Annotated in this window: 17 protein-coding genes and 2 tRNA genes; 6 read left to right on the plus strand and 13 right to left on the minus strand. The window is 72.6% G+C overall.

The features are described 5' to 3' along the window. The first annotated feature begins 32 nt into the window (after window positions 1-32). Window positions 33-725 (plus strand): alpha/beta hydrolase, encoded by a 693-nt coding sequence (locus tag amrb99_RS04685; RefSeq protein WP_190852654.1) that lies wholly within the window; start codon window positions 33-35, stop codon window positions 723-725. Here the strand turns inward: amrb99_RS04685 and amrb99_RS04690 are convergent. The 4 genes from amrb99_RS04690 to amrb99_RS04705 form a co-directional block, all read right to left on the minus strand. Beyond that, window positions 688-1,983 (minus strand): extracellular solute-binding protein, encoded by a 1,296-nt coding sequence (locus amrb99_RS04690; protein WP_190852656.1) that lies wholly within the window; start codon window positions 1,981-1,983, stop codon window positions 688-690. The genes amrb99_RS04685 and amrb99_RS04690 overlap by 38 nt on opposite strands. Next, window positions 1,983-3,962 carry a substrate-binding domain-containing protein gene (locus tag amrb99_RS04695; protein WP_190852659.1) on the minus strand — a complete coding sequence of 660 codons (1,980 nt, stop codon included), beginning with the start codon at window positions 3,960-3,962 and terminating at the stop codon, window positions 1,983-1,985. The genes amrb99_RS04690 and amrb99_RS04695 overlap by 1 nt, the downstream gene beginning before the upstream one ends. 532 nt (window positions 3,963-4,494) lie before the next feature. Continuing rightward, window positions 4,495-4,568 (minus strand) — tRNA-Met (locus amrb99_RS04700). A gap of 45 nt (window positions 4,569-4,613) precedes the next feature. After that, a complete protein-coding gene (locus amrb99_RS04705; RefSeq protein ID WP_190852661.1) occupies window positions 4,614-5,258 on the minus strand; it encodes a TetR family transcriptional regulator in 645 nt (214 codons plus the stop codon). A gap of 63 nt (window positions 5,259-5,321) precedes the next feature. Here amrb99_RS04705 and amrb99_RS04710 point away from each other — a divergent pair, with 63 nt between their 5' ends. After that, the gene (locus amrb99_RS04710; RefSeq protein WP_190852663.1) at window positions 5,322-6,524 is read left to right on the plus strand and encodes a cytochrome P450; all 1,203 of its coding nucleotides are present in this window, start codon (window positions 5,322-5,324) and stop codon (window positions 6,522-6,524) included. A 46-nt stretch (window positions 6,525-6,570) separates the two neighbouring features. Here the strand turns inward: amrb99_RS04710 and amrb99_RS04715 are convergent, their stop codons facing one another. The 3 genes from amrb99_RS04715 to amrb99_RS04725 form a co-directional block, all read right to left on the minus strand. Next, the gene (locus amrb99_RS04715; protein ID WP_190852665.1) at window positions 6,571-8,058 is read right to left on the minus strand and encodes a serine/threonine-protein kinase; all 1,488 of its coding nucleotides are present in this window, start codon (window positions 8,056-8,058) and stop codon (window positions 6,571-6,573) included. A gap of 151 nt (window positions 8,059-8,209) precedes the next feature. Beyond that, window positions 8,210-9,841 carry an L-glutamate gamma-semialdehyde dehydrogenase gene (gene pruA, locus amrb99_RS04720; protein ID WP_190852667.1) on the minus strand — a complete coding sequence of 544 codons (1,632 nt, stop codon included), beginning with the start codon at window positions 9,839-9,841 and terminating at the stop codon, window positions 8,210-8,212. Window positions 9,842-9,917: 76 nt separating this feature from the next. Then, entirely contained in the window at window positions 9,918-10,832 is a 915-nt protein-coding gene (locus tag amrb99_RS04725; protein WP_190852670.1) for a proline dehydrogenase family protein, read from the minus strand. Window positions 10,833-10,934: 102 nt separating this feature from the next. On the opposite strand from amrb99_RS04725, the gene amrb99_RS04730 reads away from it, so the two are divergent. Beyond that, window positions 10,935-12,029 (plus strand): PucR family transcriptional regulator, encoded by a 1,095-nt coding sequence (locus tag amrb99_RS04730; protein WP_190852672.1) that lies wholly within the window; start codon window positions 10,935-10,937, stop codon window positions 12,027-12,029. On the opposite strand, the gene amrb99_RS04735 is transcribed toward amrb99_RS04730, so the two are convergent. Both amrb99_RS04735 and amrb99_RS04740 read right to left on the minus strand, forming a co-directional pair. Next, the gene (locus amrb99_RS04735; RefSeq protein ID WP_190852674.1) at window positions 12,030-13,592 is read right to left on the minus strand and encodes an acyl-CoA synthetase; all 1,563 of its coding nucleotides are present in this window, start codon (window positions 13,590-13,592) and stop codon (window positions 12,030-12,032) included. It abuts the gene before it with no gap. 63 nt (window positions 13,593-13,655) lie between these two features. Continuing rightward, window positions 13,656-14,255 carry a hypothetical protein gene (locus amrb99_RS04740; RefSeq protein WP_190852676.1) on the minus strand — a complete coding sequence of 200 codons (600 nt, stop codon included), beginning with the start codon at window positions 14,253-14,255 and terminating at the stop codon, window positions 13,656-13,658. 176 nt (window positions 14,256-14,431) lie between these two features. On the opposite strand from amrb99_RS04740, the gene amrb99_RS50600 reads away from it, so the two are divergent. Both amrb99_RS50600 and amrb99_RS04750 read left to right on the plus strand, forming a co-directional pair. Continuing rightward, window positions 14,432-15,577 (plus strand): sensor histidine kinase, encoded by a 1,146-nt coding sequence (locus tag amrb99_RS50600; protein WP_190852678.1) that lies wholly within the window; start codon window positions 14,432-14,434, stop codon window positions 15,575-15,577. After that, the gene (locus amrb99_RS04750) at window positions 15,574-16,236 is read left to right on the plus strand and encodes a response regulator transcription factor (protein ID WP_190852681.1); all 663 of its coding nucleotides are present in this window, start codon (window positions 15,574-15,576) and stop codon (window positions 16,234-16,236) included. The genes amrb99_RS50600 and amrb99_RS04750 overlap by 4 nt, the downstream gene beginning before the upstream one ends. Before the next feature lie 234 nt (window positions 16,237-16,470). Here amrb99_RS04750 and amrb99_RS04755 read toward each other — a convergent pair. From amrb99_RS04755 to amrb99_RS04770, 4 genes are all read right to left on the minus strand, one after another. Beyond that, window positions 16,471-16,544, minus strand: a tRNA-Met gene (locus amrb99_RS04755). 49 nt (window positions 16,545-16,593) lie between these two features. Further along, a complete protein-coding gene (locus amrb99_RS04760) occupies window positions 16,594-17,643 on the minus strand; it encodes a PDZ domain-containing protein (RefSeq protein WP_190852683.1) in 1,050 nt (349 codons plus the stop codon). 28 nt (window positions 17,644-17,671) lie between these two features. Next, window positions 17,672-18,118, minus strand: coding sequence for a molybdenum cofactor biosynthesis protein MoaE (locus tag amrb99_RS04765; protein WP_190852685.1), 447 nt, complete (start codon window positions 18,116-18,118; stop codon window positions 17,672-17,674). A gap of 32 nt (window positions 18,119-18,150) precedes the next feature. Then, window positions 18,151-18,690 carry a PPA1309 family protein gene (locus amrb99_RS04770; protein ID WP_190852688.1) on the minus strand — a complete coding sequence of 180 codons (540 nt, stop codon included), beginning with the start codon at window positions 18,688-18,690 and terminating at the stop codon, window positions 18,151-18,153. Between the two features lie 109 nt (window positions 18,691-18,799). On the opposite strand from amrb99_RS04770, the gene amrb99_RS04775 reads away from it, so the two are divergent. Next, entirely contained in the window at window positions 18,800-21,724 is a 2,925-nt protein-coding gene (locus amrb99_RS04775) for a UPF0182 family protein (RefSeq protein WP_190852690.1), read from the plus strand. Window positions 21,725-21,746 lie beyond the last annotated feature (22 nt).

Consider the following 21,746-nt stretch of genomic DNA (forward strand, 5'->3'; position numbering starts at 1 on the left):
ACGATGTTTCGCAGCGGACGAGAGGACCGGCCATGACGTACGTCCTGGTGCACGGAGCCTGGCACAGCCCCTGGTACTGGGGGGAGGTGACGCCCCGCCTGGACGCCCCGGCCGTCACGGTCGACCTGCCCAGCTGCGGCCCCGCCCACGGCGACATGCACGACGACGCCCGCGCGATCAGGGAGGTCCTGGACGCCGCCACCGGCGTCACCCTCGTCGCCCACTCCTACGGCGGCATCCCCGCGACCGAAGCCGCCGCTGGCCACCCCGCCGTGCGGCACCTCGTCTACGTCGCCGCCTACAACGCCGACGAGGGCGAGACCCTCATGGGCTTCGGCGCCCAGGCCGGCGGCGAGCCCAACGTCAATCCCGAGGTCGACTGCGACTTCACCGAGGACGGGCTGCTCGCCTTCAAGCCCGACCGCGCCGAGCACGTCCTCTTCCACGACTGCCCCGACCCCCGCGAGGCCGCGCGCCATCTCCGCCCCATGGCCCCGCCCTTCGTGCAGCAGTCCCCCACCGCCGTCGCATGGAGGACGATCCCGTCCACCTACGTCGTCTGCACCCAGGACCGCGCGACCGCCGTGGGCGTCCAGCGGACCCTCAGCGGCCGCGCCGGCCGCGTCCACGAGATCCCCTCGAGCCACTCGGCGTTCCTCTCCCACCCGGACCGCCTCGCGGAGATCATCAACAGCTGCGGTGCTCGCCCTTCAGAGCGGCGGTGAGCACCTTCGCGAGCGTCGCGGCGCTCGGCTCCCGGGCCCGCGGGGGAACGTCATGCGCGTCGAGCACCTGCTCGACGCAGCCGCGGAACGTCTCGCTGAACTGCGCGTAGTACGGCGTGACGGGACGGGGCCGCGCCTGGAACAGCGCCGTCTTGAGGGTGCCGGCGAACCGCGCGAAACGGTCGGCCGGCGGCAGCTCGCCCGAGCTGTACTTCCTGTCCCCGCACAGCCTCGTGTCGTCGAACACCGAACTCCGCGTCGGCGTGAACCCGCCGCACACGAACAGGGTGTGCTGCGAGTCCCTGCTGGTCAGGAAATCGACCAGTTCCCCCGCCCCGGCCTGGTGCTTGGAGCGCGCGGACACCGCGAGGTCCCAGCCGCCGAGCACCGTGTAGCCCCGGGACGGCAGGGGCCGCACGTCGAAGCCGTTCCCGACGCGCGGGTCGGCGGTGAGCGCCCTGAAGGCGTACGGCCAGTTGCGCATGAGCGTCGCCTGCCCCGAGGCGAACGCCTTGAGGGCCCCGTCCTCCATGGAGTCCCGGGACGCCGCCAGGGCGGGCCCGCCCTGCGCGAGGCGGTCGAGGCCGGTCAGGACGACCCGCGCGGTCCGCTCGTCCACCTTGTCGACGGCGTCGCTGAGGACCAGCTCCCCCGTTGAGTTCCAGATGGCCTCCAGCGCGTTCGCGGTGAGCCCCTCGTAGTCCGCCAGCTGCGTCGCGTACCCGTCCTTGAGCAGTTCGTCGAAGGAGCCGGGGGCCTTCGTGCCCTTCCGCACGTACAGCAGGCCGGCGTCGGTGAACCACGGCACCGCGTACTGCTCGCCCTTCCACTGGCCCGTCCTCATCGTCGACGGGAGGAAGTCGGACGGGTCGTCCATCCAGGCGTCCCGCACCGGCGCCAGGAAGCCCCGCCGCGCGTACTCCGGCAGCCACGCCACGTCGACGAGCAGCACGTCGTAGGCGCAACTCCCCGACTCCAGGGCGGCGGCGAGCTGGCTGCGCGTCGTGTCCGTGGACCGCGCCACCTCGATCAGGGTCGCCGGCTGCTTCGGGTGCAGGCGGTTCCAGTCCTCGACGAGGGCGCGCCGCTGGAAGTCCGGGCTGACGTCGACGTCCGCGGCGATCGTCAGGCCGCGGTGCTCGCCGCAGCCGTGGAACAGCGGGTGATACGCCAGCGACCACCGGATCCCCTGCAGCAGCACCAGCGCCACGGCGAACGCCACGACGGACGCGACGATGCGCCTGCGCGGCGCGGCCATCAGCCGTCGCTCCGGTAGATCTGGGCCATCAGAAGACTCGTGAGCGCGTCGACGGTGTCCGCGGACTTGCACGAGTCCGGGCCGAAGGCGGCGGCGATCGAGGCGACGGGCTCGGCGCGGCAGTCCGACGACGGGGTGAGCGCGATCAGCAGGTCCATGTCGGGGTAGTCCTTCTTGAGCCGCCGGGCGAGCGCGGCGGCCTGGTCGCGGGCGCCGGGGTTGGTGGACGCGGCCTGCCCGTCGGTCACCACCACCAGCGTCTGCCTGCCGAGCGGCAGATGCGCGGCGGCCTGGTCGACGGCCGAGGTGAGCGGCAGGTCCCAGCCGTTCGTGGTGGCCCGCTGGACGGCGGTCTCCACGTCGGAACGGTCCGATTCACCGCCCGCGGCGGCGGTCAGCCCGCCGTTCGGCATCCGGTACCCGAGGGGCGTCCCGGGCGGGCGCGAGAACAGGAACAGCGACGTCGGGGCACTCGGCCGGACCCCGCCCATGACGCGCAGCGCCAGCTCCTGCGCGAACCCGAGGCGCGGATCGCTCTGGGGCCCCGAAGGGTTCGCCATGGATCCGGAGACGTCGAGCATCACGCTCAGCGGAAGCGGCGGCCGGGCGCCGTGGTAGCAGCCCAGCAGGTCCTCCAGCGACCCGGTGCAGCTCTCGCCGCCCCCCAGTGGACGGGGCGGCACGAGGTCGGGAACGGAGTGGCCGCCCTCGCGCAGGTCCCGCACCGCGTGATCGTCACCGGTCAGCATTCCCGACGGGGTGCGCAGCCCTTCCCGCGTCAGCGCGTCCCGCTGCAGCCACTTGCGGAAGTCCGCCACCGCCCGGTCACGCCGGCCGGTGTCCTGGCCTTGCCAGCGGACGTGCACGAAGGGGTAGTCGAGAACCGGAAGGTCGTCGGCGTAGTAGGGGAAGAGCCGCCATTGCTGCGGCGGAGCCCCGCTGGGGCATCCCGTGCCGCCCAGCGCGTCACCGTGGTCATATCTGGCGAGGACGCTCTCCGGCACGATCACGGCCATGCCGTCGGGCGGGGCCGGAGGGCCTTTCCGCAACTCACAGAGCATCGAGACGGCGTCACCGGCGGGCGCCTCGGTCTGGGCGAGGTCCTCCTCCACCCGCGCCGGATCGCCACGGGAATCCGGCATGGCCTGGTACAGCAGCGGGGTCGCCAGCAGCCCGGACGAGGAGGCGTCCGGGGACGGGCGGGCGAGGGAGCGGACCAGCCCGTCCTTGTAGAACGCGTCCAGCAGCGGCCCCAGCTTCTGCTTCCCGCCGTCGGCCACCAGGCTCGGCTGGTCCGACCTGGGGAAGACGCCGACGACCAGAGGCGACGAGGCCACGGACCCCTGCAGGTCGAGGTCGGCTTCGGCCAGCACGGGGCTCGCCTTCCCCGAGCACGCGCTCAGCCCCTTGAGGTGGTCCCGCACGCCCCGCGCGACGATCGAACTGGCGGGTATCCAGACGTCCGGCTGCGCGCCGAGCAGCGTCGCCCGCGCGGGCCGCGACGAGCAGTCGTCGTCGTTCAGCCCGGTCCCGGGGCTCGTCCAGCCGTGCGAGAAGCCCTGCTCGACCTGCTCGGCCGGTGCGTCCCCGGTGACGTCGACGGTGACCGTCCGGCAGCCGCCGCCCGATCTGTCCGCCATGTACCTGCGCGCCGCCGCGGTGAGCGGCCCGACGTTCTCGGCGTCCGTGACGACCCGCAGGTCGATCGGCTCGCCGCAGGCCCCGCCGGACGTGGCCGCCGACCACAGCGGCGGCACGAACATGATCCCCAGGATGACGACGACGGCGGCCGCGATCCCGGCGGCCCCGAGCCGGACGAGCCCCCACGCCCACCGCGCGACTTCGACGGCTCGCCGGACGGCGGCCATCACCCGCGGCCAGATCCCCGGCCCGCTCCCGGAAGAGGTCGCGACGGCGACGATCGCGATCCCCAGCACCACGATGCCGAGGATGACGAGCGCCTGCCCCCACCACGGCATTCTCAGAAGCGGCCCCTCATAGAGCGTGAGAAAGGTCAGCAGAAGCCCGCAGACCGCGGTGAATTCCTGGACCCTCGCGCCCCGCCGACCAGAGGGATCCTCCGCCATCTCACTCCCATCGGATGAGCAAGAATGCAAATCCCCCCGCGCGCAACACCCAGTCTAGGCAGGCCACCCGGCACCGACCGCAACGTATCCGTAACAGTTGATCACCCGACCCCCGCAAAATACGGACACCAAAAACCCACAATCACCCACCCCCGAAAACCCGCAACCCCCAAAAAAAGCAGAGCGCAGAGCAGAAACCGCACAGGCAAGGGGGCAAGGGGCGAAGCCCCAAGACAGGGCGCAGAGCAAGAACAAGCACAAGCAAGGGGGCGAGGGGCGAAGCCCCAAAGGCGCGCGAAGCGCGCGCGGGGGCGTGGGGGCGGAGCCCCCACACCGGGGGGGCTCGGGGGGTCGTCCCCCCGGAAAACGGCGAAGGGTCCGTGGGGAAGCGCCGAAGGCGCGACCACACGGACCCTAGGACCCGTAGCGGGGGCAGGATTTGAACCTGCGACCTCTGGGTTATGAGCCCAGCGAGCTACCGAACTGCTCCACCCCGCGGTGATGTCTTAACTCTATGGGGCTGGGGGTGCTTGCGCAAACCGATTAGGGACGGGGCGTTGCGGGGGTGTGGACGGGGGCTTGCAGGGCGGCGGCGAGCATGGCGGTGAGGTCGGCGACGAAGGCGTCGTGGTCGAGGAGGGTGGGGTCGGGGTGGCCGGGTTCGATGCGGCCGGTGCGGTCGGCGAGCGCGGCGGTGAGGAAGGCGATGGCGACGGCGATGCGTTCGAGGGCGCGGGGTTCGGGGAGGCGGGCTCGGCAGGCGGCCTGGAGGAGGTCGAGCTGGCGGGTGAGGGCGGTGCCGGCGATGACGGGCGGGACGCGGTGGCCGCGGATGCCGGCGCGTCCGGCGAGCTGGGCGGTGATGCGGAGGAAGTCGCGGCCTTCGGGGGTGCGGAGTTCGGCGGCGGTGGGTTCGACGATGGCGGCGACGATGCCGTGGAGGTCGGCGGGGTCGAGGGCGGGGAGGGTGGCGGCGCGGGCGGGTTCCATGCGCTGGACACCGGCGCGGAGGATGGCGTCGAGGAGTCCGGCGCGGGAGCCGAAGTGGTAGGTGATGGCGGAGTCGTTGCCCTGCCCGGCGAGGGCGACGATGTCGCGGGTGCGGGCGGCGTCGATGCCTTCGGCGGCGAAGAGGCGGGCGCCGGAGCGGATGAGGCGGTCTCGGGTGGCGCTTGCGTCTCTCGGCACGCGGTGATACTAACAGAGGGCGTTAATAACGGTGCTCGTTATAACCCCCCGGAGGGCCGCGCCATGGCGGACGTCTACGATCCGTTCGATCCCGCATTCCAGGCCGACCCGTACCCCGCGTACCGGCGGCTCCGCGACGAGGACCCCGTCCACCGCCACGACGACCCGCCGTTCTGGGCGCTGTCGCGGTTCGAGGACATCTGGGCGGCGACGCGCGACGCGGGGGCGTTCTCGTCCGCGCAGGGCCTGACGTTCTATCCGGACGAGATCGGCACGCTGGGCCTGGCGCCGACGATCGTGATGCTGGATCCGCCGCGGCACACCGTCCTGCGCAGGCTGGTCAGCCACGGGTTCACGCCGCGCCGGATCGCGGCGCTGGAGGACATGCTGCGCGCGTTCGTGCGGGAGAACATCGCCCGGATGGAACGGAAGGCGGCCGACGGCGAGACCCCGGACCTGCACGGCGACTTCTCCGCGCCGCTGCCGACGTTCGCGCTGGCGCACCTGCTCGGCGTCCCGGAGGCGGACCGGGCGCGGTTCACCCCGTGGGTGCGGGCGCTGACGACGCTCCAGGACGACGGGTTCGACCTGAAGGCGCTGAAGGACGACGCGGTCGCCGCCGTGGCGGAGATGTTCGAGTACTTCACCGGGGTGATCCAGGCCCGCCGCGCCGACCCCTCCGACGACCTGATCAGCGCGCTGACGGTGGCCGAGGCGGACGGCGAGCGCCTCACCGACTGGGACATCCTCGGCTTCTGCTTCGTCATGGTCGCGGGCGGGAACGACACGACCGCCAACCTGGTCTCGCACGGGGTGGCGCTGCTGGACACCGACCACGCGCAGCGCGAGCGGCTCGCGTCCGACCTCTCGCTGATCCCGAACGCGCTGCTGGAGTTCCTGCGGCTGGAGGCGTCGGTGCAGGCGCTCGGCCGGACGACGACGCGCCCGGTCGTGGTCCGCGGCACGGAGATCCCCGCGGGCGAGAAGGTGATGATGCTGTTCGGGGCGGCGAACCGGGACGAGCGGGAGTTCGGCCCGTCCGCAGGGGACCTCGACGTCACCCGGGAGATCCCGCGCCACCTGGGCTTCTCCAGCGGCGTCCACTTCTGCATCGGCTCGCACCTGGCGAAGCTCCAGGCGCGCGTCGCGCTGGAGGAGCTGCTGAAGGCCCATCCCCACGCGGGCGTGGACGTGGCGAACGCGCGGCGCATCGCGTCGCCGTTCACCCGCGGCTGGATCTCGCTCCCGGCGACCGGGATCGGGTGAGCGGCGCGGCCGGCGGCCCGGCGCTCACCTCATGGACGCCGCGGGCTCACCCCATGGAGGGGGCCGCGCCGAACCCGCCGCCGTAGAAGGATCCCTGGTGCATGCAGTTGACGCTGGCGAACTGCCCCTCGGCGGACCGCTCCTGGATCACCTTGCCGTCCAGGGTGATGCTGCAGTGGATGGTCCCGGACTTGATCCCGGTGTTCCCGCCGACGCTCAGGAACGTGAACTGCGACGCCTTGAACGTCGCGGTCCACGGCGGCTTGACCGTCTGGTTCGTCATGCCGCCGTCCGGCGGCATCACCATGACCGAGAGGGGCGACACGCTGCCGCTCACCTTGTAGACGATCTTGTGGACCACCGGTTCGGACGGGGTCGCCGAGGCCGAGGACGCGGTCGCGGGCGGGACGGCCGGGTCGGAGGGCCCGCGCCCGGCGCCCGTACCGCCGCCCGTCCCGCCGCCCGACGGCAGCACGAGGACGGCGAGGGCGCCGGCGGCCACGAGGGCGGCGACCCCCGCGCCCGCCGCGATCAGCAGCCGCGGGGCCTGCCTGCCGGCGGGGTGCGGCGCGGTCATGGCGGCCGTGCCGGGGTTCGTCGAGGGGCCGTGCGGCGGGAGCCCCGGCGCCGGGAAGCCCGCGGGCGGCGGGCCGGGAGGCGGCGCGAACAGCTGCGAGGCCGACGTGCCCTGCCCCTCCGCCCGGAGGAAGGACGCGACGGCGCCGGCGCTCGCCGGGCGCAGCTCCACCTCCTTCGCGAGGAGGTCGAGCACGAGCCGCTCCAGGTGCGGCGGCACGTCCGGGCGGAGGGCGCCCACCCGCGGCGGCGGCTCGTTCAGGTGCGCGTACAGCAGGCCGGGCAGGCCGGAGCCGGAGCGGAAGGGGGGTTCGCCGGTCAGGAGCTCGTGGAGGACGCATCCGAACGCGTACAGGTCGGACCGGAAGTCGGCGGCCTCCCCGCGGAACTGCTCGGGGGCCATGTAGAGGGGCGTTCCGACGGACCCGCCGTCCTGGGTGAGCCGCGTCGCGGCGTCGGCGAGCCCGGCGATGCCGAAGTCGCACAGCTTGAGCCGCCCGTCGGCGAGCAGGAAGAGGTTCGCGGGCTTGATGTCGCGGTGCACGATCCCGCGCGAGTGGGCGGCGGCGAGGGCGTCGGCGACCTGGACGGCGAGGCCGACCGCCTCGCCGACGGGCAGCCCGCCCGGGCGGCGGCGCATGACCGTCCGGAGGTCCTCCCCTTCGAGGAGCTCCATGACCAGGTACGCGAGGCCGTCCTCGGTGCGGCCGACGTCGAACACGACGGTGATGCCGGGGTGCTGGAGCGCGGCGGCGGCCTCCGCCTCGCGCTCGAACCGTTCCATCGCGCCGGGCACGTCCGCCAGCTCGGCGGGCAGCGCCTTCACGGCGACCGGCCGGCGCAGCCGGGTGTCGACCGCGCGCCAGACCTCGCCCATGCCGCCGCGGCCGATCAGGCTCTCCAGGCGGTAGCGGCCGTCGAGCTCCGTTCCGGCGGCGAGCCGCGGCCCGTCCGTCATGCACGCCTCCCGACGGCCTGTGCGGTCACGAGCCATGATTATGCGTATAGAAGAACGTCGTTGTCCATCTGACGCGCGACGCGGACGCGCGAAGGCCGGCCGCCGGAGCGCGCGCCCCGGCGGCCGGGCCCTGAGAACGTGCGGCCGGCCGTCAGCCCATGTGCGGGTAGCGGTGGTCGGTCGGCGGGACGAACGTCTCCTTGATCGACCGAGGCGACGTCCAGCGCAGCAGGTTGAACACCGAGCCGGCCTTGTCGTTGGTGCCGGACGCCCGCGCCCCGCCGAACGGCTGCTGCCCGACGACGGCACCGGTCGGCTTGTCGTTGACGTAGAAGTTCCCCGCCGCGTAGCGGAGCACCTCGGCGGCGTGCGCGATCGCGGCCCGGTCGGTGGCGATGACGGCGCCGGTCAGCGCGTAGTCGGCGACCGACTCCATCTGCGCGAGCATCTCCTCGTACCGGTCGTCGTCGTAGACGTGGACGCCGAGGATCGGCCCGAAGTACTCGGTCGTGAAGATCTCGTTCTCCGGGTCGCCGGACACCAGGACGGTCGGCCGCACGAAGTACCCCACCGAGTCGTCGTAGGCGCCGCCCGCGACGACCTCGACCGACGGGTCCTCCTTCGCCCGGTCGATCGCGGCCTTGCTCTTCGCGAACGCCCGCTCGTCGATCACCGCGCCGATGAAGTTCGACAGGTCGGACACGTCGCCCATCGTGAGGCCCTCGACCTCGTCCGCGAGCCGCTCCTTGAACCCGTTCTCCCAGATGGAGCGGGGGATGTAGGCGCGGGACGCGGCGGAGCACTTCTGGCCCTGGTACTCGAACGCGCCGCGCACCAGCACGGTCTTCAGCACGTCCGGGTCGGCGGACGGGTGCGCCACCACGAAGTCCTTGCCGCCGGTCTCGCCGACGAGCCGGGGGTAGCTCCGGAACTTCTCGATGTTGTTCCCGACCGTCTTCCACAGGTGCTGGAACGTCGCGGTGGAGCCCGTGAAGTGGATGCCGGCGAGCTCCGGGTGGGCGAGCGCGACCTCGGACACGGCCAGCCCGTCGCCGGTCACCAGGTTGATGACGCCCGGCGGGAGCCCGGCCTCCTCCAGCAGCCGCATGGTCAGCACGGCCGCGTAGGTCTGCGTCGGCGACGGCTTCCACACCACGACGTTGCCCATCAGCGCGGGCGCGGTCGGCAGGTTCGCGGCGATCGCGGTGAAGTTGAACGGGGTGATCGCGTAGACGAACCCCTCCAGCGGCCGCAGGTCCGACCGGTTCCACACCCCGGGGCCGCTGATCGGCTGCTCGGCGAGCAGCCGCCGCGCGTAGTGCACGTTGAAGCGCCAGAAGTCGACCAGCTCGCACGGGCTGTCGATCTCCGCCTGCTGGACGGTCTTGGACTGCCCGAGCATCGTCGCGGCCAGGATCGTCTCGCGCCACGGCCCGGCGAGCAGGTCGGCGGCGCGCAGGAAGACCGCGGCGCGCTCGTCGAACGGCAGCGCCCGCCACTTCGGCGCGGCCTCCAGCGCGGCGGCGATCGCGTCGCGGGCGTCGTCCGCCGTCGCGGTCCCGAACGTCCCGAGCACCGACGCGTGCCGGTGCGGCTGGACGACGGCGACCTTCGCGCCGGCGCCGAGCCGCCGCTCGCCGCCGATCGTCATGGGCAGGTCGATCGGGGCCTCGGCGGTCAGCTCGGCGAGCCTCGCCTCCAGCCGGGCCCGTTCGGCGCTGCCGGGCGCGTACCCGCGCACCGGCTCGTTGGCGGGCGTCGGAACGGTGGTCACGGCGTCCATGGAAGGGGGCCTCCTCATCAGTGTTGGTTGCGAGGGGGGACGACCCCCCACGCCCCCCGGGCCGGCTTCGCCGGGATCAACGGGAGACGAACGAACGAAGGAAGAACACGAGGTTGGCCGGACGCTCGGCCAGGCGGCGCATGAAGTAGCCGTACCAGTCGGCGCCGTACGGCACGTAGACGCGCATCCGGTTGTCCCGCGCGAGCCGCCGCTGCTCGGCGGCGCGGATGCCGTAGAGCATCTGGAACTCGTACGAGTCGGGGGACCGGTCGTTCGTGACGGCGAGCGTCCGCGCGATGTCGATCATCCGGGGGTCGTGGCTGCCGACCATCGGGTACCCCTCCCCCGCCATCAGGACCCGCAGCCCGCGCACGTAGGCGCGGTCGGTCTCGGCCTTGCTCTCGAACGCCACCGACGCCGGTTCCGCGTACGCGCCCTTGACGAGCCGGACCCGCGAGCCCTCGTGCGCCAGGTCCCGCAGGTCGCCCTCGGTGCGGCGCAGCATCGCCTGGATCGCCACGCCCGTCCGCGGGAAGTCGGCGCGCAGCTTGCCGAGGATCTCCAGCGTGGAGTCCACGGTCGTGTGGTCCTCCATGTCCAGCGTGACCGTCATGCCGGCCCGGTCCGCGGCCGCGCAGATCTCCCGCGCGTGGTCGAGCGCGAGGTCGCCGGGGAGCGCCTGGCCGAGCGCCGACAGCTTCACCGACGCGTCCGCGCCCGCGGCCAGCCCCCGCTCGGCGAACGCGCCGAACATCGCCAGGTAGGCGTCCCGCGTGGCCTCCGCCTGCGCCCGCTCGCGCGTGTACTCGCCGAGGTGGTCCAGGGTGACGCGGAGCCCGTCGGCGGTCAGCTCGCGCACCGCCCGGACGGCGGCGTCCAGGTCCTCTCCGGCGACGAACCGGTCGACGACCCGCCGCGTCAGCGGGACCGAGGTCACGAGGCCGCGCACGCGATCGCTGCGCGCGGCGGCGAGGAGAACGGGACCGAGCATCAGAGGGCCTCCTTACGTCACCTCGACGGTAGGAACCCGGCCCGGTCACCGCGTATAGTCAAATGCCACTTTCAACCAGCGACTTCTTCATACATATGTCTTATGGCTCCTGATCTGCAAGAGATCGTGGAACTCGCCGCCGACCTCCTCGGCGCCCCGGCGACGCTGGAGGACCGCGACTTCCACCTCGTCGCCTACGCCGCGCACGGCGACACGATCGACCCCGTCCGGATGGACTCGATCCTGCACCGGCGCGCGACCGAGGCCGTCCGCACCCGCTTCGAGTCCTACGGCATCGCCCGCGCCGCCGGGCCCGTCCGCATCCCCGCCGACCACTCCCTCGGCCAGCTCGGCCGGCTGTGCCTCCCCGTCCGCTGGAACAACGTCACCTACGGCTACCTCTGGCTGCTGGACGACCAGGAGCGCATCACCGACGCCGCCCCCGCCATGCCGCTCTGCGAGCGCGCGGGGCTCCTCATGGCCCGCCAGGCCCGCGAGCGCGACGACCTCGGCTGGAAGGTCGCCGACCTGCTGTCCGCGCAGCCGGACGTGCGCGCGCAGGCCGCCAACGAGCTCGCCGAGGCGGGCGTCCCCGACCCGCCGCTCGCCGTCGCCGTCCTGCGCAGCCCGAACACCGACCCGCTCAACCCGTGGCTGCTCCCCCACTCCGTCCTCACCACGGTCTGGCAGCGCGACCACGTCCTGGTCATCCCGGCGTCGGCGGCCCCGCACACCGTCGTCGACCGGGCCCGCCGCCTGCTGGAGGAGCGCACCGCCCCCATCCACGCGGGCTTCTTCTCGCCCTGCCTCACCCTGGAGACCGTCCACGAGGGCTGGCTCCGCGCCCGCGTCGCCGCCCGCACCGCCGCCGCCGGCGAGACCCGCGACTGGACGTCCCTCGGCGTCCTGCGGCTCCTGCGCGCCGCCGGCGACGAGGCCCTCGCCCAGACGACCCGGACCCCGGGAACGGAGACCCTCCTCCAGCACCCCGACCTCGCCCTCACCGCCCGCACCTACCTGGACCTGGCGGGCAACGTCCAGAGAACGGCACAGACCCTGAACATCCACCGCCAGACCCTCTACCACCGCCTCCGCCGCATCGAGGAACTGACGGCCCTGACCCTCGCCAACGGCCAGGACCGCCTGACCCTCCACCTGGCCCTCACCCTCGCCCCGCACCTCCAGCAGGACGAGTGATCAGGACTCCGCGAGACGCGCGTGCAGCTCCCGCAGTTCGCGCTTGAGGATCTTGCCGCTGGGGTTCTTCGGCAGCGACTCGGCCAGCACCACGTACTTCGGCCGCTTGTAGCCCGCGAGCCGCTCCCGGACGTGCGCGTGGACGTCGTCGGCGCTCAGGGCGGCCCCGGCCCTCGGCACGACGACCGCCGTGACGGCCTCGATCCAGCGCGGATGCGCGATGCCGAACACGGCGACCTCCGCCACCCCGTCCAGCTCGTAGATCGCCTCCTCGACCTCCCGGCTGGCGACGTTCTCCCCGCCCGTCTTGATCATGTCCTTCTTCCGGTCGACCACCGACAGGTGGCCGTCCTCGGTCATGATCCCGAGGTCCCCCGAGTGGAACCAGCCGCCGCGGAAGGCGTCCTCGGTCTTGGCCTCGTCGTTGTAGTAGCCGAGGGCCGCGTGCGGGCTCCGGTGCACGATCTCGCCGACCTCGCCCGCCGGGACGGGGTTCCCCTCGTCGTCGACGAGCATCGTCTCGACGTTGAGGGCCGCCCGCCCCGCGCTGCCGGCCCGCTCCAGTTGCTCGTCCGGCCGCAGGATCGTCGCGAGCGGCGCCATCTCCGTCTGGCCGTAGAAGTTCCACAGCCGCACGTCCGGCAGCCGCCTCAGCAGCTCCCGCAGCACCTCCACGGGCATCGCGGACGCCCCGTAGTACCCCTTCCGCAGGCTGGACAGGTCGCGCCGGTCGAAGTCGGGGTGCCGCAGCAGCGAGATCCACACCGTCGGCGGGCAGAACAGCTTGGTGACCCTCTCCCGCTCGATCGTCTCCAGCACCAGCGCGGGATCGGGCCCCGGCAGGATGACGCTCGTCGCCCCGAGGTACACGTCGACCGAGAAGAAGCAGTCCAGCTGCGCGCAGTGGTACATCGGCAGCGCGTGCGCCTCCACGTCGTCGGCGGACATCTCCCCGTCGACGACGCAGCTCACGTACTGGCTGATCAGCGACCGGCTGGTCAGCATGACGCCCTTGGGCCGCGACTCGGTCCCCGACGTGTACATCAGGCGCAGCGGGTCGTCGTCGCCCACGAGCACGTCCGGTGCCGCGGCGGACCCCTCGCGGCACCACGCGTCGACGTCCTCCCAGCCCTCGGCGCCGCCGCCGATCCGCCCGCGGACCCCGCCCTCGACACCGGCCGCCGCCAGCGCCTTCTCCGCGACGGGCACCAGCGCGCCCTCGGCGACGATCCCGGAGGCCCCCGAGTGCCCCAGGATGTAGGCGATCTCGTCCGCGCCCAGCATGAAGTTGACCGGCACCAGCACCACGCCCAGCTTCGCCGTCGCGAACGCCAGCACCGCGTACTGCCAGCAGTTGTGCGACAGCAGGGCGAGCCGGTCGCCCTTCGCGAGCCCCCGCCCCGCCAGCGCGTTCGCCGCGCGGTTCACCGCCGCGTCGAACTCCGCGTAGGTGAACCGCTCGTCGCCGCCGACCACCGCGAGCTTGCCCGGATACCGCCGGGCCGTCCGGTGCACCAGATCCCCGTAGGAGTGCTGCCGGGCCCTCGCGACCGACGTCGACATCGCCCACCGTCCTTTCCAGACATAACCGCTGATAGAGGCAGTGATCTGGATCATAGCCGCAGGTCACGCGGCGGCCGGTTCGGCGGCGCCGCGCGCGGCGTGGACGCCGATCGCGAACAGCGCGGCGAAGAAGACGTCGTCGGCCAGCAGGAACCAGGGCCGGGGCAGGCCGAGGGCGCCGATCAGGCACGACACCAGCAGCGCGACCCCGATCCACCGCGGCAGCGTCCGGGCCCGCAGCACGGCGACGCCGAGGCAGACCGCGCCGGCGACCAGGCACAGCAGCGCGACGCCCTCGAAGACGGCGAAGCCGGAGGGCTCGTCGCGGGGGATACCGCCGTGGCCGGCCAGGTACGGCTTCACGAAGCCCTCCACGACGCCCTCACCGATGTTCAGCATCAGCAGCGCGGCGAAGACGCAGGCGTATCCGGCGACGTGCAGTCGCGGCGCCCGTCCCGCGAAGGCCAGGATGACCGGCAGCCCGAGCGCGACGACGACGTCCCCGCCGACCGCGATCCCCTCGAACAGCGGCCAGAGCCGGTAGCGGAACACCTCGTCGCCGTGGCCCGGCGCGAGCAGGTTCGCGGCGAGGTAGCCGGACGCCGCGACGAGCGTGCCGACGATGAGCGCCCATCCGGCCAGGCGCCTCAGGTTCACGGTCATGGTCTCCTCCTCGGAAGCCGCCGCCCTCCGGCGACGTCGCCCTCAGCGTCGGCCCGCCGGCGCCCCCGGTCGTCATGCCGCGGTCGCCACCGCCTCGTCCGCGGGTCGCCATCAGGACGAGGCGAATACGACCAGCGGATGACGCCGCCCGGCCCGCGCGCGGATAGCTTGCGAGCGTGACGCCGAGGACCCGGGAGCTGCTGCTGCCCGACGGGCTGGCCGCGCTCGCGGTCGCCGCCTTCGCCGTGGTCGACATCGCGTTCCGCCTGGACAACTCGGCCCGCTACGGCCCGACGGCGGCGCTCGTCGCCTCCACCCTCGCGGCGGCGCTGGTGCTCGCGCTGCGCAGGGTCGCGCCGCTCGCCACCGCCGTGACCGTCGCGGCCGTCCTCGCGGGGCCGATGCTGGCCGTCCCGCTGACCTTCACGCTCTGGGGCGGCTTCCTGCCGATGCTGATCGCCGCCTACTCGGTGGCCCGGCACGCCGACCGCGCGCACGCGTGCCTCGGCGCCGCGGCGACCGCCGCCGCGGTCGTCATCGTGATGCTGCGCAACCCGGACGCGGGAACCGCAGGGAACATCCCGTTCGCCGCCGTCCCGCTGGTCATCGTCCTCGTCGCCGGCCGGGTGCTGCGCGCCCGCGCGCGCAGCCACTCCGACGACCGGGCCCGGGCCCGGCGGCTGGAGGCCGCGCTCGCCGAGGAGCGGTCCCGCATCGCCCGCGAACTCCACGACATCATCGCCCACTGCGTCAGCGTCATGGTCGTCCAGGCCGGCGCCGCCGAGGACCTGCTCGACCGCGACCCCGCCAAGGCGCGCGCGCCGCTGCACTCGGTGCAGGAGACGGGGCGGCAGGCCGTCGGCGAGCTCCACCGGATGCTCGGCCTGCTGCGCGGGGAAGGGGCGCGCCCGGCGCTCGCGCCGCAGCCCGGCACCGCGGACCTCGCCGAGCTCACCGGCCACATGGCCGCCATCGGCCTGCCGGTCGAGCTCACCGTGGAGGGCCAGGAGCGTCCGCTGCCGCCGGGCGTCGACCTCGCCGTCTACCGGATCGTGCAGGAGGCCCTCACCAACGCCCTCAAGCACGCCGCCCCGACCACCGCGCACGTGGTGCTGCACTACGACGAGCACTCCGTGCGGGTCAGCGTGCACGACACGGGACGCACCGGCGCGCGGGCGGGCACGGACCCGGACCGGCTCGGCCACGGCCTGCTCGGCATGCGCGAACGGGTCGGCCTCTACAACGGCACGCTGGCGACCGGGCGCACCGGCGACGGCGGCTTCGCCGTGACCGCGAGCCTGCCGCTGGAGGCGGCCCCATGACGATCCGGGTGCTCATCGTCGACGACCAGGCGCTGGTCCGCGGCGGCTTCCGCTCCATCCTCGAAGGCCAGCAGGACATCGAGGTCGTCGGCGAGGCGGCCGACGGCGCGGAGGCGGTGGACGCGGCGCTGTCCCTGCTGCCCGACGTCGTCCTCATGGACATCCGGATGCCGCGCATGGACGGCATCGAGGCGGCCCGCCGGCTCCTGCGCGACGGGCGCTGCCCGGCACGCGTGCTCATGCTCACGACGTTCGACGAGGAGGAGTACGTCTACCAGTCGCTGCGCGCGGGGGCGAGCGGCTTCCTGCTCAAGAGCGCGCCGCCGCGCGAACTCGCTGGTGCCGTCCGCACGGTCGCCGCGGGCGAGGCGCTCCTCGCCCCGGAGATCACCCGCCGGATGATCGAGGAGTACGTGCGCCGCCCCCGCCCCGGCACGACCCGTCCCGCCGGCCTGGAAAGGCTGACGCCGCGCGAGCTGGAGGTGCTGGGCCTCATCGCCCGCGGCCGCTCGAACGCGGAGATCAGCGCGGACCTGTTCCTCAGCGAGCCGACGGTGAAGACCCACGTGACGCGGATCCTCGCCAAACTCGCCCTACGGGACCGCGTCCAGGCCGTCGTCTTCGCCTACGAATGCGGCCTGGTCCAACCCGGCCACTGACCCACAAGAGGCAATGCCCCAAAGCCAGGGCGCAGAGCAAAAACCCGCACCGGCAAGACGAAGGGCGAAGCCCGAGGGGGCAAGGGGCGAAGCCCCAAAAGCGCGCGAAGCGCGCCGGGGGCGTGGGGGCGGAGCCCCCACACCGGGGGGCTCGGGGGGTCGTCCCCCCGGAAAACGGCGAAGGGTCCTCCGGGGAGCAGACGAAGTCTGCGACCAGGAGGACCCTAGGACCCGTAGCGGGGGCAGGATTTGAACCTGCGACCTCTGGGTTATGAGCCCAGCGAGCTACCGAACTGCTCCACCCCGCGGTGATGTCTCAACTCTATGGCATGGCGGGGGTTCGACCAAATCGGTGGGTCATTTGGTGCAGGCGGGGACGGCGCCCTTGCCGGTGGTGATGGCGTTGATGGCCTGGACGGCGCTGTGGAGGGTGTCGGCGCGGACGAGGCGGAGGCCGGCGGGGCGGGCGCCGACGGCCTCGGAGCAGTTCTTGGCGGGGGTGAGGAAGACGGTGGCGCCGGCGCGGCGGGCGGCGATCATCTTCTGCTGGATGCCGCCGATGGGGCTGACCTGGCCGTCGGGGTCGATCTCGCCGGTGCCGGCGATGAACTTGCCGGCGCTGAGGGAGCCGGGGGTGAGCTTGTCGTAGATGGCGAGGGCGAACATGAGGCCGGCGCTGGGGCCGCCGATGTCGCCGACGCTGATGTCGATCTTGAAGGGGAACTTGTACTGGTCGCCGAGGACGACGCCGACGACGGCGCGCTTGCCGGTGGGGTCGGCGACGGTGGTGAAGGTCTGGGTGGTCTCCTTGCCGCCGCGCTGGACGGTGAGGGTGACCTTGTCGCCGATCTTGCGCTTGGCCATGGTGCCGGTGACCTGGGCGGTGCTGGTGACCTTGGCGCCGTCGAGGGCGGTGACCTGGTCGCCGGGCTGGAGCTTGCCGTCGGCGGGGCGGCCCTTCTGGACGCCTTGGACGATCACCTGGGTCTGCAGGGGGACGCCGAGCTCGTGCAGGGCGGCGGCCTTGGCGCTCTGCTGGGAGTCCTGCATCTGGCGGGTGTTCTCCTGGTCGACCTGCTTCTGGCTCTGGTCCTTGGGGAAGTAGAGCTCCTCGGGGACGATCGCGGTGTCGTGGTCGAGCCAGCCGCGCAGGGCGGTGAACAGGTCGATGCGCCCGCCGGGGCCGCCGCGGTAGGTGACGGTGGTGAAGTTGAGGTGCCCCTGGTCGGGGTAGGTCTGGCGGCCGTCGATGGTGATGACCTGCTGGCCCTTCTCGTTCGTGCCGAGGGTGTTGCTCGTCGGGCCGGGCATCAGCGCGATGTAGGGCACCGGCATCAGGGAGCCGACGAGGGCCAGCGCGAGGATGAGGACGCTCGCGACGGTGAGCGTGGCGGCACGACGAGACATGGTCGGAACTCTATGCGGCCCGGGGGGCTCAGCAGGCCCCGACCCACTCGTCTCCGCCGTCGGCGAAGGTCTGGTGCTTCCAGATGGGCACCTGGGCCTTGAGGTCGTCGATGAGCCGGCGGCAGGCGTCGAAGGCTTCGGCGCGGTGGGGGCAGGACGCGGCGACGACGACGGCGAGGTCGCCGATCTGGAGGTCGCCGACGCGGTGGACGGCGGCGAGGGCGCGGACGGGGAGGTCGGCGGCGACCTTCTCCATGACGGCGAGGAGTTCGCGCCGGACGGTGGGGTGGGCGCTGTAGGACAGGGCGCTGACGTCGCGGGCGTGGTCGTGGTCGCGGACGGTCCCGACGAACAGCGCGACGCCGCCGGCGGCGGGGTCGCCGACGGCGGCGAACACCTCGTCGACGGAGAGCGGGGTGTCGCGGATCTCGGCGAGCCGGATGACGGTCCCGGCGGCGGCGCTGTCTTCGCTCACGTTCCGCAGGCTACCTCCCGGAGGGCGGCCCGCTAGGGGCGAGGGGCGGGCTCGTCGGGTTCGAAGGTGGCGGCGAGGGCCTCGGCGAGGGCGGGGACGAGGTCGGGTCCGGCGAGGACCTCGTCGTCGGTGTCGTGGCGGCGCAGCCGGAGGGCGGAGTGCCGGGTGCCGTCGCGGAGCACGCCGACGATCATGCGGACGTCCTCGCGGGCGGGGTGGCCGGCGGCGAACTCGGCGGCCTCGGCCTCGTCCTCGGGGATCTCGTCCTCGGCCTCGGGCGGGAGCACGACCCGTTCGATGACGAGGGCGCAGCCCTCGACGGCGTCGGGCCAGGCGATGGCGGCGAGGGCGTCCTCGACGCCGGCCTTCTCGGGGAGGGCGGGCTGTTCGAGGGCGGCGAGGGTGTCGGTGTCGGGGGGCAGGCCGAGCTGGTCGGCGAGTTCGGGCTCGGCGCGGCGCAGCTCGGTGCTGCGGACGAGGGCGTAGAGGCGGGGCGCGGAGTCCCAGCCCTCCTGTGCCGAGTGACGTTCGAGGTCCAGCACGACTTCTTCCAGAAGACTCACGGGGCCCATCTTTCCCCGTCCGGGGACCGGGAAATACGGGAACCCGGGTGGTAGTCGGTAAGTTGCTTACACAGCACCGGCGCGCGGCCGGTGGGCCGCATCTCGATCGGAGGGGCAATTGGCCTTCCGGACTCCCGGTTCGGGGCGCCGGTTCGGCACCGGGCGCACCCGGCCGATACTGCCGGTCCTGGTGGCGCTGGCGCTGCTGCTGGCGGTTTTCCTGGTCTTCACCGCGGTCTACACGAATCTGCTGTGGTACCGCTCGATCGGCTTCTCGAAGGTGTACACGACGCAGCTGCGCGCGGAGGCGGTGCTGTTCGCCGGTTCGGGCCTGCTGATGTCGCTGGTGGTGGGCGCGAACGTGGCGGTGGCGTACCGGCTGCGCCCGGCGTACCGGCCGCTGTCGGTGGAGCAGCAGGGGCTGGAGCGGTACCGGTCGGTGATCGATCCGCGCCGGCGGCTGATCTCGCTGGGGCTGCTGCTCCTGCTGGGCGTGCTGACGGGGTCGTCGGTGGCGGGCCGGTGGCAGGTGTGGCTGGCGTTCCTGAACCGCACGTCGTTCGGCGTGAAGGATCCGCAGTTCCATAAGGACGTGTCGTTCTACGTCTTCACCTATCCGTTCCTGCGGCTGGTGCTGGGCGTGGTGTTCGCGACGGTGATCCTGTCGTTCCTGGCCGCGGTGATGGTGCATTACCTGTACGGCGGTCTGCGGCTACAGGGACCGGGCGACAAGGCGAGCCCGCCCGCGCGCGCGCATCTGTCGGTGCTGGTGGGCCTTTTCGTGCTGCTGAAGGCGCTGGCGTACTGGCTGGACCGGTACGGGCTCGTCCATTCGGAGCGGGGCGTGACGACCGGCGCGTCCTATACCGATGTGAACGCGCTGCTGCCCGCGAAGACGATCCTGGCGGTCATCGCGCTGCTGTGCGCGGTGATGTTCTTCAGCAACCTGCTGCGGCGCGGCATGATGCTGCCGGGCGTGGGGTTCACGCTGCTGGTGCTGTCGGCGATCCTGCTGGGCGGGCTGTACCCGCTGCTGATCCAGCAGTTCCAGGTGAAGCCGGACGAGCTGGCCAAGGAGCGCGGCTACATCCAGCGCAACATCGACTTCACGCGGCAGGCGTACGGGGTGGGCGGCGCGAAGGTCGTCCCGTACGGGTCGTCGCCGGTGACGGACCAGAAGCAGCTGCAGGACGAGGCGAACGGGCTGGGCGGCGTCCGCGTCCTGGACCCGAACGTGGTGGGCCCGACGTTCGAGCAGCTGCAGCGGATCCGCCCGTTCTACAAGTTCCCCGACACCCTGGACGTCGACCGCTACACGGTGGACGGCAAGACGACCGACACGGTGGTGGCGCTGCGGGAGCTGTCGGGCGCGCCGTCGGGGCAGCGCAGCTGGGTGAAGGACCGGATGGTCTACACGCACGGCTACGGGTTCGTGTCGGCGTACGGCGACCAGATGGCGCAGGGCGGGAACCCGGACTTCATCACCCGCGACATGCCGGCCTTGTCCGGCCAGCGGATCCAGGTGACGCGGCCGGAGATCTACTTCGGGGAGCGGTCGCCGCGCTACTCCGTGGCCGGCGGGAAGGGCCAGCAGGAGCTGAACTACCCGGACAACAGCCCGGACGACGGGCAGCAGAGCACCACCTACGACGGGAACGGCGGCGTCCCGATCGACTCGTTCTTCCACAAGCTGCTGTACTCGGCGAAGTTCCAGGACAAGAACCTGCTGCTGTCCGGCGCGATCAAGAAGGGCGCGCAGATCCTGTACGACCGGTCGCCGCGGGAGCGGGTGCACAAGGCGGCGCCGTGGCTGACGCTGGACGGCGACCCGTATCCGGCGGTGGTGCAGGGCCGGGTCGTGTGGATCGTGGACGGCTACACCACGTCCGGCGCGTACCCGTACTCGGAGCAGACGAGCCTGGGCGAGGCGACCCGCGACACGATCACCGACACCCGCTCGTCGGTGGCGCGGCAGGCGAACGACCACATCAACTACATGCGGAACTCGGTGAAGGCCACGGTGGACGCCTACAGCGGCGCGGTCCACCTGTACCAGTGGGACACCGAGGACCCGATCCTCAAGACGTGGATGAAGGTCTTCCCGGACACCGTCCAGAAGAAGTCGAGCATCCCGGACGACCTGCTGAAGCACTTCCGCTACCCGCAGGACCTGTTCAAGGTGCAGCGGCAGATCCTCACCAAGTACCACGTGACGGACCCGTCGGCGTTCTACAACGGCGAGGGCTTCTGGGAGGTGCCGCAGGACCCGACGACGCGGGGCAAGCTGCAGCCGCCGTACTACCAGAGCCTGAAGATGCCGGCGCCGTTCGACGGCTCCCCCGCGTTCTCCCTGACGACGGTGTTCAACCCGCGCGACAACCCGCAGCTCGCGTCGTTCATGGCGGTCGACTCCGATCCGTCGAGCCCGTACTACGGGCAGATCCGGATCCTGCAGATGCCGCGGGACGCGCAGCCGCCGGGCCCGGGGCAGGTGCAGAACTCGTTCGAGACGGATTCGCAGGTGAAGGGCGACCTGTTCGCGCTGCGGCAGGGCGGGACGAAGACCGTCGCGGGCAACCTGCTGACGATCCCGTTCGGCGGGAGCCTGCTGTACGTCGAGCCGATGTACACCAAGGCGTCCGGCGGGAAGGAGCAGCAGCCGTACCCGCTGCTCGGCAAGGTGCTGGTGCGGTACGGCACCCGGATCGCGGCGGCGGGCACGTTCGGGGAGGCGTTGAAGCAGGTCCTCGGCGGCACGGGCGCCCCTGCGGTGACGCCGCCCGGGGACGGCCGGCTGACGCGGGACGAGCAGCAGGCGATCGGCGACCTGCAGAAGGCCGTGAGCGACTACGAGAAGGCCCAGCAGAAGGGCGACTACCCCGGCATGGGCGACGCCTGGAAGCGGATCAAGCGGGCGCAGGAGGCGCTGTCGGCGGCGCAGCAGGCGGGCGCGGGCCGGCCGAAGCCGACCCCGGACGCGACGACCCCCTCGCCGACCGCGACCCCGTCGCCGACCGGCTCCGCCGAGGCCTCGGCCGGCTGACCCGGCCGCCCGGCCCGGTGAA

The organism is Actinomadura sp. RB99, assembly GCF_014706005.1.
GTDB lineage: Bacteria > Actinomycetota > Actinomycetes > Streptosporangiales > Streptosporangiaceae > Spirillospora.